Raw genomic sequence first — 17,053 nt, 5'->3', positions numbered from 1 at the left:
CAGTAAACAATCCCTGTTTACTGGCTTTCTTTTTATCTTCATTACTGCTAATTCAAGCGAATATTCGAGCGGTTTTTTTCAAGTGTTTTAAGGCCTATACCTTTTACATCAAGTAACTGCTCTACTTCAGTAAAGCCGCCGAGCTGCTCGCGCACTTCAATCAGTTTTTCTGCTTTCTTAATGCCGATACCCACTAACGCTGATGCTATTTCCTGAGCCGATGCCGTATTGATATTCACCCCCGTCTGCGCTTCAGCTTGTAATGCAATTGGCGAAGGGGAAACTGTTGGCATTGCATGAGCTGAAAAGCCAATAAATGACGCCAAAACAATAGGTAGCATTTTAAATTTCATAGTATGTTCATCCTTTTTGATAACCACTGCGTCACTGCAGTGGCCATACTATAAACGCTTTTTGCCGGCGCTCTCTCAAATTACGATTTATAAGACAGCTCAATACGCCACTAAGCTATACTTGCAAGTATGTTCTCGACAGCTTGTGCTGGATCTGGAGACTGCGTAATAGGTCGTCCTATCACCATGTAATCAACGCCGACCGTTACCGCTTCAGCAGGCGTCATTGTGCGACGCTGGTCATCTTTGCTGCTGCCTTCAGGTCTTATGCCGGGAGTCATTAATTTAAAATCGTTACCGCAGGCTGCTTTTAGCATTTTTGCCTCCTGAGCCGAACAAACAACACCTTTCAGGCCCGATGACTTAGCCAGTTTCGCTAAATACTCAACCTGCTCATTGACGCTCTTAGAAATACCCAGCTCTTTTAGGTCGCTTTCATCCATACTGGTCAACACCGTCACACCGATAAGCAAGGGCGGGTTATCCGTTTCTTTCAGCGCATCTGCAGCTGCTTTCATCATACGGCTGCCACCACTGGCATGAACGTTAACAACATCGACCCCAAGCTTTGCTGCCGCCGTGACGGCTTTAGCGACGGTATTAGGAATATCGTGAAACTTTAAATCCAGAAAAATAGAAAAGCCCTTTTCTACCAGGCTCGAAACCCATTGTGGTCCGGCTGAGGTGAATAATTCTTTTCCTACCTTTAAACCTACTTTCCCTGACGGTAATTGTTCAATTAACGCATCTGCGTCCGAAGCATTTTGATAATCTAGCGCTACATAAATTTTTGGTAATTCCATTCGATTATTCACCATCTAATCCAAATATCGGTTTTGTTGTTGACCAGCTCTTACACGACGGACATTGCCAATAAAGGGTATGTCCTGAAAAACCACAGTGATAACACTTATAATTGGGTCTCTGCACAATATGCTCATGTACCATGCGCTGCAGACGCTTAAGACTGTCTCGAGCACTGCCCACGTCGGCTGCTTTTATATGCAGACCCATTAAGTGATGAAAGCCGCGCATGGTTGGATGCTTCTCCAACGCGTTTGCCATGAAGCTTTCAGCATCTTCAATGCTCTGTGACTCAGCCATTTTCTCAGACAGCTTAATAACCGCAGTAATTCCCGCTTCTTGTTCTACACAAGTGTGTAAAAAGTCGATAAAGCCATGACTGTTTCTCTTCGCTTCATACGCTTGCTCTAGTAACGGAATTGTTTCACAAACGTAGGCTTTGTCCTGGTCTATTACTTTCGTGAGGTACTCTATTGCCTGGTTATTATCGCCCTGCTCCAGATAAATACGTCCCAGGGACAAAGATGCCCTTACACAGTTTGGATCCTGCTTTAATGCCTTATTAAAATACTTCACTCTTACTGACGAGTGATCGGCCGTGTCAGCAACCTCGCAATACAATTGTCCCAGAATGACTTTTATCGATGCGTTCTGTTTAACCAGTTTTAAAGCAACAATAATGGCTTTATCCCATTCATGAGTTGCTTCATAAAGCTCAAGCAAGTGCTTTTGACTGCGCTCTTTAAACAGCTTATTACTTTGCAGCCCCTGGAACATTTTCTCTGCGCGATCATAAATACCGGCAGCTAAATAATCTTTGCCTAACTCGTACATAGCGGTTAGGCGATCACTTTCAGATAAATTAGGGAGTGAGGTAAGATTCTTATGAATTTTTATTGCCCGCTCGACTTCACCTCGGCGGCGAAATAATTTGCCCAACGTCCAGTGAGTCTCAATAGTTTCACTATCAACGTCAAGCAACTCTACGAATAAATCGACAGCCTTATCAGGCTGATCGGAGAGCAGTAAATTAATACCTGTCGCGTACTGTTTTGAAAAGCGTTTTTGCTCTCTTCTCTCTTCTGAACGCACACTGTTGCGACCCATGAACCAACCATAGGCGGCAGCAATTGGCAGAAGTAAGAAAAGAAGCTCTAACATTTAATTCTGTCTCATTGGTTCGACTGCTTAGCGACGAGTTTCGACAGTTTTCGGCAGCGATAACGCCAGTAAAGGTTAGAAAGTAACATGGCCAATAATCCCACAAGAACGCCGCCACCAAAGAAAATTGCTAACAGCGACGCAACGGTCATATCAGCATTCAGAACCAGTAGATTGACGTTAATAACTTGCGTATTTTGGGCTCCAAACGCCATGGCTAAAAGGAATATAGCCAAAACGGGAATAAGAATAAGCAACTTCCTGAGCATGTTCGCTTACCTGTTATTTATAAAAAAACGGCATGCCAGTATAGCATGCCGTTTTTATCAATCGAGCGTAAAAAACTACTTTATAAATCGACGCGCTCGCGCAGTTCCTTACCCGCTTTAAAATGAGGAACGTATTTCCCATCTAAATTAACCGGGTCACCGGTTTTTGGGTTACGACCAACACGTGGCGCACGATAATGCAAAGAGAAGCTTCCAAAACCTCGAATTTCAACGCGTTTCCCCTGAGACAGGGACTGCACCATTTGTTCAAGAATTTCTTTAACAGAAGCCTCAACTTGCTTAGGAGGCAACTCATGTTTCAAAGTTAACCGTTCAATTAGCTCTGATTTTGTCATAACTTACCTCCTGATAAAGCCGTTTATTACGACGAAAAACTGTCTTAGTCGTCAGTTTTCGCCGCTTTGAACGCGTCAGCCATAGCACTGTTGATACCAGAGCTGTCTTGCTGTTTGTTGACGCTTTCTACCGCTTCTTTCTCTTCAGCTTCGTCTTTCGCTTTGATAGACAGGCTCAGAGTGCGGTTTTTGCGGTCAACGCCCATGAAGCGCGCTTCAATTTTATCACCAACGCTTAACTCAGTGCTTGCATCTTCAACGCGGTCGCGCGCGATGTCTGCTGCACGTACATAACCTTCAACGCTTTCTGCTAATTCAACTTTAGCACCTTTAGCGTCAACTTCAGTTACTGTACCTTCAACAATAGCACCTTTTTTGTTAGCTGCCAGGTAATTGTTAAACGGATCTTCTTCTAATTGCTTGATACCTAGAGAGATACGCTCACGTTCTGCGTCAACTTGCATAACAACAGCGGTAACTTCTTCGCCTTTCTTGTAGTCGCGAACCGCTTCTTCACCTGGAGTGTTCCAGCTGATGTCAGACAAGTGAACCAGACCGTCGATACCACCGTCCAGGCCAATGAAGATACCGAAGTCAGTGATTGACTTGATCTTACCAGTAACTTTCTCGCCTTTATTGTGGTTCTTAGCAAACTCTTCCCAAGGGTTAGGCTTGCACTGTTTAAGGCCAAGAGAAATACGACGACGTTCTTCGTCAATTTCCAGAACCATAACTTCAACAGTGTCGTCAAGGTTAACCACTTTAGAAGGATGAACGTTCTTGTTAGTCCAATCCATTTCTGAAACGTGAACAAGACCTTCAACACCCTCTTCGATTTCAACGAAGCAGCCGTAATCAGTCAAGTTCGTAACACGACCAGTTAAACGGTGACCTTCTGGGTAACGGTTTGCGATATCTGCCCAAGGATCTTCGCCCAATTGTTTCAGGCCAAGAGATACACGAGTGCGCTCACGGTCAAACTTCAATACTTTAACAGTGATTTCATCGCCAACGTTCACGATTTCGCTTGGGTGCTTAACACGTTTCCAAGCCATATCAGTGATGTGCAACAGGCCGTCTACGCCGCCTAAATCTACGAATGCGCCGTAGTCAGTCAGGTTCTTAACGATACCTTGTACTTCCTGACCTTCTTGCAAGTTCTCAAGCAACTCTTCGCGTTCTGCACTGTTTTCTTTCTCGATAACAGCACGGCGAGAAACAACAACGTTGTTGCGCTTCTGATCAAGCTTGATAACTTTGAATTCTAAGTCTTTGTTCTCAAGGTGCGTTGTTTCACGTACTGGACGTACGTCAACCAGTGAACCAGGCAAGAACGCACGAACGCCGCCAAGGTCAACTGTGAAGCCACCTTTAACTTTACCAGAGATATAACCGGTAACAGTTGCGTTTTCTTCGTGAGCTTTTTCCAGCTGCAGCCAAGCTTCATAGCGCTTCGCTTTTTCACGAGAAAGCACGGTTTCACCGAAGCCGTCTTCAACAGCGTCAAGGGCTACGTCAACTTCGTCACCGACGTTGATTTCCAGCTCACCTTCAGCGTTGCGGAATTGTTCTGCAGGAATCGCACTTTCAGACTTAAGACCGGCATCAACTAATACCAAGTCTTTTGCGATAGAGACGATTGTGCCTTTTACGATCGAGCCCGGACGAGTTTCGACTTCTTTCAGGCTTTCTTCAAACAGCTGTGCAAAATTTTCTGACATAATAATTAACTTCGCTTAATAAATGACGTCCACTGAAATTCCGTATGCAGCGGGGTTATTAAAAATGTTCACCTGTATCCTTACTGTGAACCCCTAATTAGGGCCAAGCCCTAGCTAGTTTCTGAGAGTTTGCTGTGGGCAAACGTCAATACTTGTTCCAACACGTCATCAATAGGCGTGTCGGTAGAATCTAAATACAAAGAATCCTCCGCGGGCTTCAATGGCGCCACAGAGCGATTCATATCGCGATCATCGCGTTCTTTAATTTCGTTCACTAATTGATCAATATTAGCATCAAAGCCCTTTTCCTTCAATTGATCAAAACGTCTTTGGGCACGCTCTTGCGGCGACGCAGTTAAAAACACTTTGGCGTCTGCGTCGGTAAATACCACGGTCCCCATATCCCGGCCGTCTGCCACTAAGCCAGGCAACTCTTTAAAGCCGCGCTGGCGGCGCAACAACGCCTCTCGTACACGCGGTAAAGCCGCAATTTTAGAGGCCATATTACCGACTTCTTCAGTGCGTATCGTCATGGTGACGTCTTCACCCTCTAAAATAATATGCGTTAGTGACTTTTCTTCGTCTGCTTCAAATTTAACATCCAAATGAGCGGCTAAAGCCACCAGGCTTTCCTCATCTTCCGGCGTGAAGTCATGATGAATCGCAGCCAAAGCCAGTACACGATATATCGCACCGCTATCAAGCAAGTGCCAACCCAGCTTTTCTGCGAGTAACCGACTGATAGTGCCTTTCCCTGCACCACTAGGACCATCAATTGTAATGACGGGGATATGCATTGCCATAAAATCCTCAATTTGCTCTGCGTATTGCAGCTTTTAGCGGCGCAATTATACGCATTTGTGAAAAAATTGCATTAATCAGGAGCACGAAATAACGGGAAAGCTGAGTTTACTCAGTCACTTTGACAAATTCGTGAAAACTCTTGGAAATAAGTGGGGTAGGTTTTACGACAACAGTCAGGATCATTAATAGTTACGCCTACGGGCGAAAATGCGGCCAGGGAAAAGCACATTGCCATACGGTGGTCATTGTAGGTGTCTATTTTAGCATTTTGCCAGTGCTGAACAGGATATACTTTTAGGAAATCAGCCCCCTCTTCCACGTCGGCGCCTAGTTTTCGCAGTTCTGTCGCCATCGCCGATAACCGATCCGTTTCTTTAACACGCCAGTTGGCAACATTACGAATAATAGTCGGCTTGTCTGCAAAAAGTGCTAAAGGAGCAACCGTCATAGCTGCGTCTGGGATAGCATTAAAATCTTTGTCCAGTCCTTTTATAACCCCTGAACCGGTCACTGTCATTTGATGCTCACCTATATCTACGCTGCCACCCATTGCCTGAATGACTTCTGTAAACGCTTTATCGCCTTGAATAGAAGAAGCACCCACACCTTCAATAGTTATCGGCCCGCCACCGAGCAATGCTGCTGCCATCCAATACGAAGCGCCACTAGCATCGCCTTCAACATGATAATTACCGGGAGATACATAAGACTGGCTGCCTTTTACATGAAAACGGCTTTCAGAGACACGCTCTATTACGATTCCAAAGTCAGCCAACATTTTGAGCGTTAACTCGATGTATGGCTTAGAAACCACGTCCCCTACTAAAGTTAAGGTAGAGTCGCTTTTAAGCAGTGGCAGCGCCATGAGCAACGCCGAAATAAACTGGCTGGAAACCGAGCCGTCTATGGAAAAATTGCCAGCTTTAAGTCCGGACTTAATTAATACCGGCGGATACCCTGGTGTTTTTTGATAGGTTATTTCGGCGCCTTGCGCTTGCAAAGCTTCGACCAAATGCTGAACAGGCCGTTCCTGCATACGAGAGTCGCCGGTGAGCTCGACCTGCTGATTCGCACTTAACGTTGCCGCCAAAACCGCAATTAACGGTCGCATGGCGGTACCCGCATTGCCTAAATGCAGCGAGGTGTCATTCAGTTGCCACTGCCCTGAACGACCAGTAACACGTGTTGTATTATCTGAGTTTTCACATCTGATACCTAAGCCCGCCAATGCGCGTAGCATATGTTCTGTGTCTTCACTGTCGAGCAGATTATGCAAGCTGACAGGCTCAGAACAAAGCGCTGACATCAGCAGCGCTCGGTTAGCAATGCTCTTAGACCCCGGAAGAACAATAGTTCCACGACACTGCGCCCGGGGTTTAAGGTAAATCGATTCAGCCACGCAGTTTTTTCATTGCCTTAATAAAGGCTTCATTTTCTGCGGGTAAACCAATACTGACACGTAAGTGATTCGGCAGCTCATAGCCAGTAACCGGACGCACAATAACGCCTTCATGCAACAACTCATCGTACAGCTTCTCTGCATCTGGGCCGACTTCAATAGTCAGGAAGTTACCGTAAGACGGAATGTAGTTAAAGCCTGCACCTTCACAAAAGTCAGTTAGCTGTTTCATGCCGTGCGCATTAACTTCAACCGCTTTTTGCAAGTAAGCATGGTCATCCAACACCACTTCTGCCGCCTTTAAGGACAGTGAATTCATATTAAATGGCTGACGAATACGGTTTAGGACATCGGCAATGCCTTCATGGCTTACTGCATAACCTGCGCGTAATCCTGCCAACCCGTAGGCTTTTGAAAACGTGCGGCTGATGACAAGGTTCGGGTATTCTTTAATCCATTCAACCGACGGTGCGCGTTCACCTTCAGGTACGTATTCGTAATAAGCTTCATCCAACACAACAATAACGCTCTGAGGCACTTTATCCAAAAACGCTTTAATTGCCGCTGTCGTTAAAAAAGTGCCCGTTGGGTTGTTGGGGTTTGCGATGAAAATCATCTTCGTCTTGTCGGTTATTGCTGCTGCCATGCCATCAAGATCGTGACCGTAGTCAACCGCTGGTACTGCAACAGGTTTTGCACCAATAGCCTGAGTGACTAGCGGATAAACCACAAACGCATGCTGTGAGAAAATGACTTCGTCCTGGTCTGACACGAACGTCCGTGCCAAAATTTCCAACACATCGTTAGAGCCATTACCCAGAGTAATTTGTTGCGTTGTCACTGAGTTCAACTCAGCTAGGCGACTTTTCAGGTAGTACCCGTTTGCGTCCGGATAACGAACCAGATCATTAAGCTCGGCTTCCAGCGCCGTCTTTACTTTCTCACTCAAACCGAGAGGGTTTTCGTTTGACGCTAATTTAACAACGTGCTGCAAACCCAATTCGCGCTGCAATTCAGACACTGGCTTGCCCGCTTGATAAGGACGGAGCTGTTTTACACCGGGGTTAACTAATGACAATGCATCAAAATTACTCATAATTCTCGTAAGCCTTTTGTCTTATTATTTTTGGAACTTAACTCTATTTTGAGCCTAGCTTTGACTTCTCTCAAAGTCCGCCATAAAGCTGAGTAACGCTTTAACACCGGCTACCGGCATCGCGTTATATATACTTGCTCGCATACCACCCACAAAACGATGACCTTTCAAGCCTTTGAAGCCTGCGGCTTCAGCCTGAGCTAAAAACTCAGCATCCAGTTTGTCATCGGCAAGCTGGAAAGGCACATTCATAATAGAACGATACTGCGGGTTAACGGTATTTCGGTAAAAGTCAGATTTGTCGATAAAGTCGTACAATAACTGCGCTTTTTCATGGTTAATTCGACCCATTTCGGACAAACCACCTTGTACCTTAAGCCATTTGAACACCAACCCAGCTAAATACCAGGCAAAGGTATTGGGGGTGTTATACATAGACCCGTCCTTAGCCTGTAACTGATAGTCCATAATCGATGAAACCTGCTTCTGCGGTGACCCCAACAAATCTCGCTTAACGATGGCAATAGCAAAACCTGACGGACCTATATTCTTTTGCGCACCAGCGTAGATAACACCGAACTTAGACACATCCAGTGGCTCTGACAAAATATTCGACGACATGTCCGCCACAATGGGAGCATTAACATTAGGAATATCGTGAAGTGCAATGCCATCAACGGTTTCATTAGGACAGTAATGAAAATACGCCGCATTGTCAGACAACTGCCAGTCGTCCGGAGACTGAATCTCCTTGCCTTTAACGCCCTCTTTTACGTGTCCGGCCACATTTACTTTAGCGACGAACTTCTCGGCCTCCCGTATAGCAAAGCCAGACCAAATACCGGTGTCGAGGTAGTCGACTGTTGAGTCAGGCGCCGCGATATTTTGCGGAACGGCTGAGAACTGGCCGCGCCCGCCACCTTGCAAAAACAAAACTTCGTAGTCGTCCGGAACGTCCAGTAAGTCGCGTAAGTCTTGCTCTGCTTCACGAGCCATGCGCACATACGCAGGGTCACGGTGAGACATTTCCATGACGGAAACGCCTTGATTATTCCAGTTAAGAAGTTCGTCCTGAGCTTGCCTTAACACATCGACCGGCAATGTTGCCGGTCCTGCTGAAAAGTTAAATACGTCACTCATTATTCTTCAGAAGCTCCTTCTTCGTTGGCTCCATCTTCTTCGCCATTATCGGCAACAACTTCACCTTCAATCAGCTCTTCGTCTTCATCAATTTCATCAATGCGCTGCAAGCCAACGACTTTTTCGTCATCGCCGGTGCGAATTAAACGCACACCCTGAGTGTTACGGCCAACAGTAGACACTTCGTTAACACGAGTTCTAACCAGTGTGCCTTTATTGCTAATAAGCATAATTTCGTTGCCGTCGATAACTTCCATAGCACCGACCACAGAGCCATTACGCTCACTCACTTTTATAGAAACGACACCTTTGGTTGCACGACTTTTCGCTGGGTATTCAGTCAGCGGCGTACGTTTACCATAACCATTCTCTGTAACTGTCAGAACGGCCGCTTCCTGGTCTTCGTACTCACGCGGCACTATGAGTGACACAACACGCTGGTCTTCTTCCAGACGAATACCGCGAACACCCGTTGCAGTACGCCCCATAGAACGAACCTGCTCTTCCGCAAAGCGAACCACTTTACCGGCATCAGAGAACAGCATGATGTCACCATTACCATCAGTAATATCAACACCGATAAGCTCGTCATCTTCCACCAGGTTCAGGGCAATAATACCTCCGTTACGTGGGCGGGAATACTCAGGCAGTGGCGTTTTCTTAATCGTACCCTTCTTCGTTGCCATAACCACGAACTTGTCTTCAGGGTAGTCACGCGTTGGTAGAATAGCGGTAATGCGCTCATCCGCTTCAAGCGGCAGCAAATTAACAATAGGCTTGCCTCGTGACGCACGGCTGGCTAATGGCAGCTGATACACTTTCATCCAGTAGATACGGCCACGAGTCGAGAAGCACAAAATGGTGTCGTGGGTGTTAGCAACCCACAGACGTTCAATGAAGTCTTCGTCCTTCATTTTCGTTGCCGCTTTACCTTTACCACCACGGCGCTGAGCTTCGTATTCAGTCAGTGGTTGATACTTCACGTAGCCTTCATGAGACAGTGTTAGTACAACATCTTCCTCGTTAATAAGGTCTTCCATGCTGATATCATGCGCTGCGGCAGTAATATCCGTCTTACGCTCGTCACCAAAGTTATCGCGAATTTCGACTAACTCTTCACGAATAACTTCCATGAGGCGCTCTGAGCTACGCAAAATATGTAGCAATTCAGCAATTTGCTCTAACAGGCCTTTGTATTCGTCAAGAATTTTCTCGTGCTCTAAGCCTGTGAGCTTGTGTAAGCGTAAATCAAGAATGGCTTGTGCTTGTGCTTCGGTCAGATGATAGTTATCACCTTTAATGCCGTATTCTTCCGGCAAATGATCCGGGCGTGCCGCGTCAACACCAGCCGTTTCTAGCATGGCTGCAACATCACCTAGCTTCCAAGCGCGGGAAATAAGACCGGCTTTCGCTTCTGCTGGTGTTGGAGAGCGACGAATTAATTCAATAACTTCATCTATGTTCGCCAGCGATATCGCCAGGCCTTCCAAAATATGAGCACGCTCACGCGCCTTACGTAACTCGTAAACCGAGCGGCGAGTCACTACTTCGCGACGGTGGCGAATGAAGCAGTCCAGCATATCGCGCAGATTAAATAGGCGTGGCTGATTTTTATCCAGTGCCACCATGTTAATACCAAACACCACTTGTAATTGGGTGTTTGCGTATAAGTGGTTAAGTACAACCTCGCCAACGTCACCACGGCGTATTTCGATGACAATGCGCATACCGTCTTTGTCAGACTCATCGCGCAGTGCACTAATACCTTCAACGCGCTTCTCTTTGACTAATTCAGCAATTTTTTCAATCAAGCGCGCTTTGTTCACCTGGTACGGAATTTCCGTAACAATGATGGTCTCTTTGCCTGTTTTCTCGTCGACTTCCACTTCTGCTTTAGCACGTAAGTGAATGCGACCACGACCCGTTTTGTACGCTTCAACAATGCCGCTGCGGCCTGAAATTGTTGCAGCCGTTGGAAAGTCCGGACCCGGGATATATTCCATTAACCCATCAACATCGATATCCGGGTTGTCGATCATCGCCAGTGAGCCATTGATGACTTCGGTGAGGTTGTGCGGCGGAATGTTCGTTGCCATACCAACCGCGATACCGGAAGAACCGTTGACTAGCAGGTTAGGAACACGGGTTGGTAGTACATCAGGAATGCGCTCAGTACCGTCGTAGTTATCGACAAAATCAACCGTTTCTTTGTCTAAGTCGGCCAGTAGCTGGTGAGAGATTTTGGCCATGCGAATTTCGGTATAACGCATTGCCGCTGCAGAGTCACCATCGACCGAGCCAAAGTTACCCTGCCCGTCAACCAACATGTAGCGTAATGAAAAGTCCTGCGCCATACGAACAATAGTGTCGTAAACCGCGCTGTCACCGTGTGGGTGATATTTACCAATGACATCACCGACCACACGCGCTGACTTTTTATAGGGTTTGTTGTAGTCGTTACGCAACTCGTTCATTGCGAATAAGACACGTCTGTGTACCGGTTTTAGTCCGTCCCTGACGTCAGGCAGTGCACGCCCGACAATAACGCTCATCGCATAATCGAGATAAGAGCTTTTTAATTCATCTTCGATATTAACCGGTGACACTTCTCTGGCTAGATCGCTCATAGTTCAGTCCCTAAAATAAAAATCCGCATATCTTTGTTATTTTGATGCAGTCATTGTACCCATCCGAAACGAGTCTCGCACCCTCTTTTTCTTATTCTTTAGCTAGGGTAGACTAGCCGCGTTATTTATCGCTCACAACAGTGCACTCCATGACACAAGAAAACAAAAATACTGAACAAAAAAACGTCGATTTAGAAGAAATCGCTAAGTTCTCTGCCCTCGCCTCGCGTTGGTGGGACCCTGAAGGCGAATTCAAACCGTTGCACCAAATTAACCCGGTTCGGCTGTCTTTTATTGAGCAACACGCCAATGGATTATTTGGAAAGAACATTCTTGATGTCGGTTGTGGTGGTGGTCTGCTAAGTGAAGCCATGGCCGAGCGCGGCGCTAAGGTTACCGGTATCGACTTAGCCGAAGAGTCATTAAAAATAGCGCGCCTACATGCACTAGAAAGCGAAGTCTCTGTTGATTACCAATGTGTCGCCGTAGAAAATCACGCAGCCGACCATAAAGGTCAGTATGACGCAGTTACCTGTTTGGAAATGCTGGAACACGTGCCCGACCCTGCCTCTATAGTTAAGGCATGCGCAGAAGCGGTTAAACCCGGCGGCTTGGTGTTTTTCTCAACTCTAAACCGTAACGTTAAGTCCTGGCTGCTGGGCATTTTGGCTGCTGAACATATACTTGGTTGGGTGCCCAAAGGCACACACCAGCATCAGCGTTTTATTAAGCCGTCAGAGCTCTTCCGCATGACCGATGAAGCCGGGCTTAATGAGGTTGATATTAATGGATTAATTTTCCATCCATTAAAAGGGTTCACTCTGTCGAATACCGATATCGATGTGAATTACATTACTGTTTTACAAAAGCCTCTGACCTAGCTCATGACGAATCTCGCAAAGAACGCCAAGCTTCCCGAAGGCGTGCTGTTCGATCTTGACGGCACCTTGCTGAACACCGCCCCTGATCTTGGAGCCGCACTCAACAATGTGTGCGCTTTATATGGGAAAGAACCTGTTCATGAAGACACCTATACGCCTGTTGCTTCACATGGTTCCAGAGGCTTATTAAAGCTGGCTTTTTCAAAAGAATTGGAAACCCATGAAAGTGAGTTAAGAAAGGCTTTCTTAGACGCCTACTCGAACAGCATTGCCGCTAAGACCCATGTGTACGAAGGTGTTGTACCGCTACTGAATGCTCTCATTCAGGCACAAATAAAAGTGGCCATTGTTACCAACAAACCTAAGCAGTTGACCCAAGAGTTGCTGCCAAGCTTTCCCGAGTTTGATGTCTTTGAATCAGTTGTCTGCGGGGACACTTTGAGTGTATCAAAGCCTGACCCTGCGCCTTTACTGCTGGCAGTAGAACAGCTGGGAGTTAACCCGACAAACTGCATTTACGTGGGTGACGCTGAACGTGATATTCAGGCTGGCCGCAATGCTGCAATGACAACGGTACTGGCTCATTATGGCTATATTAGCGACAGCGACTCACCCGCTGACTGGAAGGCCGACTACGGCATCAGCACACCGCTTGAGTTGCTGAATATTATTGGGCTACCACAACCTTGATCTATTAACCCATTTTTAAAGACAAAAAAGTTATAAAAAGCCGAGGTCCTCGCAAACTCACGTCTATTAAAGGCTAGAAAAAAATCAACAATTAAACGCTAATTTTCTTTTGCTTTTCTACAGAATTTCACTTGATCAAAGTCTGACTAAGACCTAGCATACTGAAAAATCAAAGACACTAGATATTGTGTGAATTTCACTCTGTATAACTAATGACCACAATATCTTGTGGCTACATCTCTATAACAAAAAGCTAAGAGTCGGCGCAAAATGAACGAGCAACTGTATGTCACCAAACGTAGCGGCGAACGTGAACCGCTCAACTTAGATAAGATCCATCGAGTCATTATGTGGGCAGCAGAAGGTCTGCATAATGTTTCCGCTTCTCAAGTAGAAATTAAGTCTCATATCCAGTTTTATGATGGCATTAAAACCGAAGATATCCACGAGACCATTATCAAAGCTGCGGCGGATTTAATCTCTGAAGACGCTCCAGACTATCAGTACATGGCAGCCCGTTTGGCCATTTTCCATTTACGCAAACGCGCTTATGGAAAGTTTGAGCCACCTCGTTTATTTGATCACGTCAAGAAAATGGTGGCAGAGCACCGTTATGACGAGCACTTGTTGGAAGACTTCAGCGAAGCTGAGTTCGACCAAATGGATGAGATTGTCGACCACTGGCGCGACATGAACTTCTCATACGCAGCGGTCAAGCAGCTTGAGAATAAATACCTGGTTCAAAACCGTGTGACAGGCGATATTTATGAAAGCGCCCAGTTCTTGTACATTTTAGTTGCAGCCTGCTTGTTCGCGAACTACCCAAAAGCAACGCGCATGGATTACATCAAGCGCTTCTATGATGCGACATCTGAGTTTAAAATTTCACTACCAACGCCAATTATGTCCGGCGTTCGTACACCAACGCGTCAATTCAGCTCATGCGTATTAATTGAAACTGGCGACAGCCTGGATTCTATCAACGCCACCGCTAGCGCCATTGTGAAATACGTTTCTCAACGCGCTGGTATTGGTATTAATGCCGGCCGCATTCGGGCGCTTGGTAGCCCAATTCGAAACGGGGAAGCGTTTCATACCGGTTGTATTCCATTCTACAAATACTTCCAGACTGCGGTTAAAAGCTGTTCGCAAGGCGGTGTTCGTGGTGGCGCGGCAACCCTCTTCTATCCATTGTGGCATTTAGAAGTAGAAAGCTTGCTGGTACTTAAGAACAACCGTGGTGTTGAAGAAAACCGTGTTCGTCATTTGGACTACGGTGTTCAATTTAACCGCTTAATGTATCAGCGCTTAGTTAAAGACGACTACATTACTCTATTCAGCCCGTCTGACGTGCCAGGCCTGTATGACGCCTTCTTTGAAGATCAAGAGAAGTTCGAGCAGCTGTATGTTCAGTACGAGCAAGACGAAAGCATTCGTAAAAAACGCATTAAAGCCATTGAACTATTCAGCCTGTTTATGCAGGAGCGTGCCAGCACAGGTCGTATTTACGTACAAAACGTTGACCACTGCAATACGCATAGCCCGTTTGACTCGAAAGTTGCGCCTATTCGTCAAAGCAATCTGTGTCTGGAAATTGCTCTGCCAACTAAGCCGTTACAGCACGTCAACGACGAAGAAGGTGAAATTGCGCTATGTACCCTGTCAGCATTCAACCTGGGTAAAATTAACGACCTGGGCGAGTTTGAAGAGCTGGCTGACTTAGCCGTTCGCGCTCTGGATAGCCTACTCGACTATCAGGAGTATCCGGTACCTGCGGCTTACAACGCAACTATGAATCGTCGTACTCTGGGTATTGGTGTCATTAACTTCGCTTATTACCTGGCTAAGCACGGTGTTAAATACTCTGACGGCTCAGCAAACAGTCTGGTTCACAAGACCTTTGAGGCTATCCAGTTTTACCTGATGAAAGCCTCAATGAACCTGGCGAAAGAAAAAGGTGCATGTCCGAAGTTTAACGAGACCACCTATTCACAAGGTATTATGCCAACAGACACTTACAAGAAAGACCTGGACGCTGTCTGTAATGAACCATTGCACCTGGATTGGGATCAGCTGCGCGCCGACATCAAACAGCACGGTATGCGCAACTCTACCCTGTCAGCGTTAATGCCATCTGAAACGTCGTCGCAAATTTCAAATGCGACGAATGGTATCGAGCCACCGCGTGGCTTTGTCAGCGTAAAAGCGTCTAAAGACGGCGTTACTAAGCAGGTAGTACCTGACTACGAGACGCTTAAGGATAAGTACGAGCTACTGTGGCAAATTCCGAGCAACAAAGGCTACCTAGAGTTGGTGGGCATTATGCAGAAGTTTGTCGACCAAACTATTTCTGCCAACACCAACTACGATCCAAGCAAATTTGACGCGGGCAAAGTGCCTATGAAGCAGCTATTACAAGACCTGCTAACGTCATACAAGCTGGGCGTTAAGACACTTTATTATCACAACACGCGCGACGGTGCAGCCGATAACCAGTCTGATATCGCGGCACGTCAACAATCAGAAAAGCCTGGTGCACAGCCATCTGAAGTCATCATCGAAGAAGATGACGATTGTGCCGGCGGCGCTTGTAAAATTTAAAAGAAGGATTTTGCGAAATGTCGTACTCAACGTTTAACCAGGAACAAACGAATCCGTTAACCGAGCCTATGTTTTTAGGTAATTCGGTTAACGTGGCTCGATACGATCAACAAAAGCACAGTATTTTTGAAAAGCTTATAGAAAAACAAATTAGCTTTTTCTGGCGCCCTGAAGAAATTGACGTAAGCCGTGACCGAGTCGACTTTAATAAACTCACTGACAGCGAAAAGCACGTGTTTATTTCAAACCTGAAATATCAAACACTGCTGGATTCTATTCAGGGCCGCTCACCAAATATTGCGCTGTTGCCCATTGTATCCATTCCAGAGCTTGAAACCTGGATTGAGACCTGGTCATTCTTTGAGACCATTCACTCACGCTCGTACACGCATATTCTGCGTAACTTGTTTACTGACCCAAGCGAAGTGTTTGAAGACATTGTTATTAACGAACAAATTAAAATTCGTGCGAACGATATTTCACAATACTACGACGACCTTATTTTCTACACTCAGCTGTGGCAAACCCACGGTGAAGGTGAAGTAACGGTCGACGGTGAAACATACAATGTGACTCAGCGCGAAATTAAAAAGAAACTGTTCTTGTGCATTAACTCAGTGAACGCACTGGAAGCCATTCGCTTCTACGTCAGTTTCGCTTGTACATTTGCTTTTGCAGAGCGCGAGCTGATGGAAGGTAACGCAAAAATCATTAAGCTGATTGCGCGTGACGAAAACGTCCATTTAACCTCAACTCAGCATATTCTGAACCTTTGGCAATACGGTGAAGATGATCCGGAAATGAAAGAAATTGCCGAAGAGCTGCGTGACGAAGCTTATGAGATTTTCATGACCGCAGTGAAACAGGAAAAACAGTGGGCTCACTACCTGTTCAAAGACGGTTCAATGATTGGCCTGAACGAGAGCATGTTATGCCAGTACGTTGAGTACATAGCCAACTTACGTATGCAGGCTATTGGCTTTGATGCTCCGTTCGAAAATATGCGCTCTAACCCATTACCGTGGATGAACAAGTACTTAGTTTCAGACAATGTACAGGTGGCTCCTCAGGAAGCGGAAATTACCTCTTACCTGGTTGGCCAGATAGACAGTGAAGTTAATGCCTCTGATCTTGGGGACTTTGACCTCTAA

Annotated in this window: 15 protein-coding genes; 4 read left to right on the top strand and 11 right to left on the bottom strand. The window is 46.1% G+C overall.

From position 1 onward, the window contains the following. Positions 1-47 precede the first annotated feature (47 nt). From BLT32_RS07850 to gyrA, 11 genes are all read right to left on the bottom strand, one after another. A complete protein-coding gene (locus tag BLT32_RS07850) occupies positions 48-353 on the bottom strand; it encodes a ComEA family DNA-binding protein (protein ID WP_053953796.1) in 306 nt (101 codons plus the stop codon). 110 nt (positions 354-463) lie between these two features. Beyond that, entirely contained in the window at positions 464-1,156 is a 693-nt protein-coding gene (gene pyrF, locus BLT32_RS07845) for an orotidine-5'-phosphate decarboxylase (protein ID WP_053953853.1), read from the bottom strand. 4 nt (positions 1,157-1,160) lie between these two features. Next, a complete protein-coding gene (lapB, locus tag BLT32_RS07840) occupies positions 1,161-2,318 on the bottom strand; it encodes a lipopolysaccharide assembly protein LapB (protein WP_053953797.1) in 1,158 nt (385 codons plus the stop codon). Positions 2,319-2,329: 11 nt separating this feature from the next. Continuing rightward, entirely contained in the window at positions 2,330-2,587 is a 258-nt protein-coding gene (locus BLT32_RS07835) for a lipopolysaccharide assembly protein LapA domain-containing protein (protein WP_053953798.1), read from the bottom strand. Between the two features lie 80 nt (positions 2,588-2,667). Beyond that, on the bottom strand, positions 2,668-2,943 hold the full coding sequence (ihfB, locus tag BLT32_RS07830; protein ID WP_053953799.1) for an integration host factor subunit beta: 276 nt from the start codon (positions 2,941-2,943) through the stop codon (positions 2,668-2,670). Positions 2,944-2,987: 44 nt separating this feature from the next. Further along, on the bottom strand, positions 2,988-4,664 hold the full coding sequence (gene rpsA / locus BLT32_RS07825; RefSeq protein ID WP_053953800.1) for a 30S ribosomal protein S1: 1,677 nt from the start codon (positions 4,662-4,664) through the stop codon (positions 2,988-2,990). A gap of 110 nt (positions 4,665-4,774) precedes the next feature. Then, positions 4,775-5,467: a (d)CMP kinase gene (gene cmk, locus BLT32_RS07820; RefSeq protein WP_053953801.1), complete on the bottom strand. Its 693-nt coding sequence runs from the start codon at positions 5,465-5,467 to the stop codon at positions 4,775-4,777. Positions 5,468-5,577: 110 nt separating this feature from the next. Then, a complete protein-coding gene (gene aroA / locus BLT32_RS07815; protein ID WP_053953802.1) occupies positions 5,578-6,867 on the bottom strand; it encodes a 3-phosphoshikimate 1-carboxyvinyltransferase in 1,290 nt (429 codons plus the stop codon). After that, a complete protein-coding gene (gene hisC, locus BLT32_RS07810; RefSeq protein WP_053953803.1) occupies positions 6,860-7,963 on the bottom strand; it encodes a histidinol-phosphate transaminase in 1,104 nt (367 codons plus the stop codon). The genes aroA and hisC overlap by 8 nt, the downstream gene beginning before the upstream one ends. A gap of 54 nt (positions 7,964-8,017) precedes the next feature. After that, positions 8,018-9,103 carry a 3-phosphoserine/phosphohydroxythreonine transaminase gene (serC, locus tag BLT32_RS07805; protein ID WP_053953804.1) on the bottom strand — a complete coding sequence of 362 codons (1,086 nt, stop codon included), beginning with the start codon at positions 9,101-9,103 and terminating at the stop codon, positions 8,018-8,020. Further along, positions 9,103-11,730 carry a DNA gyrase subunit A gene (gyrA, locus tag BLT32_RS07800; RefSeq protein WP_053953805.1) on the bottom strand — a complete coding sequence of 876 codons (2,628 nt, stop codon included), beginning with the start codon at positions 11,728-11,730 and terminating at the stop codon, positions 9,103-9,105. Before gyrA ends, serC begins: the two co-directional genes overlap by 1 nt. A 149-nt stretch (positions 11,731-11,879) precedes the next feature. Between gyrA and ubiG the strand changes: the two genes are divergently transcribed. The 4 genes from ubiG (at position 11,880) to nrdB (ending at position 17,053) form a co-directional block, all read left to right on the top strand. After that, the gene (gene ubiG, locus BLT32_RS07795) at positions 11,880-12,611 is read left to right on the top strand and encodes a bifunctional 2-polyprenyl-6-hydroxyphenol methylase/3-demethylubiquinol 3-O-methyltransferase UbiG (protein WP_053953806.1); all 732 of its coding nucleotides are present in this window, start codon (positions 11,880-11,882) and stop codon (positions 12,609-12,611) included. 3 nt (positions 12,612-12,614) lie between these two features. Continuing rightward, entirely contained in the window at positions 12,615-13,301 is a 687-nt protein-coding gene (locus BLT32_RS07790) for an HAD family hydrolase (RefSeq protein WP_053953807.1), read from the top strand. Between the two features lie 270 nt (positions 13,302-13,571). Then, entirely contained in the window at positions 13,572-15,902 is a 2,331-nt protein-coding gene (gene nrdA / locus BLT32_RS07785) for a class 1a ribonucleoside-diphosphate reductase subunit alpha (RefSeq protein ID WP_053953808.1), read from the top strand. Between the two features lie 17 nt (positions 15,903-15,919). After that, positions 15,920-17,053 carry a class Ia ribonucleoside-diphosphate reductase subunit beta gene (nrdB, locus tag BLT32_RS07780; RefSeq protein ID WP_053953809.1) on the top strand — a complete coding sequence of 378 codons (1,134 nt, stop codon included), beginning with the start codon at positions 15,920-15,922 and terminating at the stop codon, positions 17,051-17,053.

This window comes from Idiomarina zobellii (assembly GCF_900100855.1).
Classification (GTDB): domain Bacteria; phylum Pseudomonadota; class Gammaproteobacteria; order Enterobacterales; family Alteromonadaceae; genus Idiomarina; species Idiomarina zobellii.
Note: the sequence above shows the minus strand (reverse complement) of the source record. Positions and strands in the feature narration are given on the sequence as shown.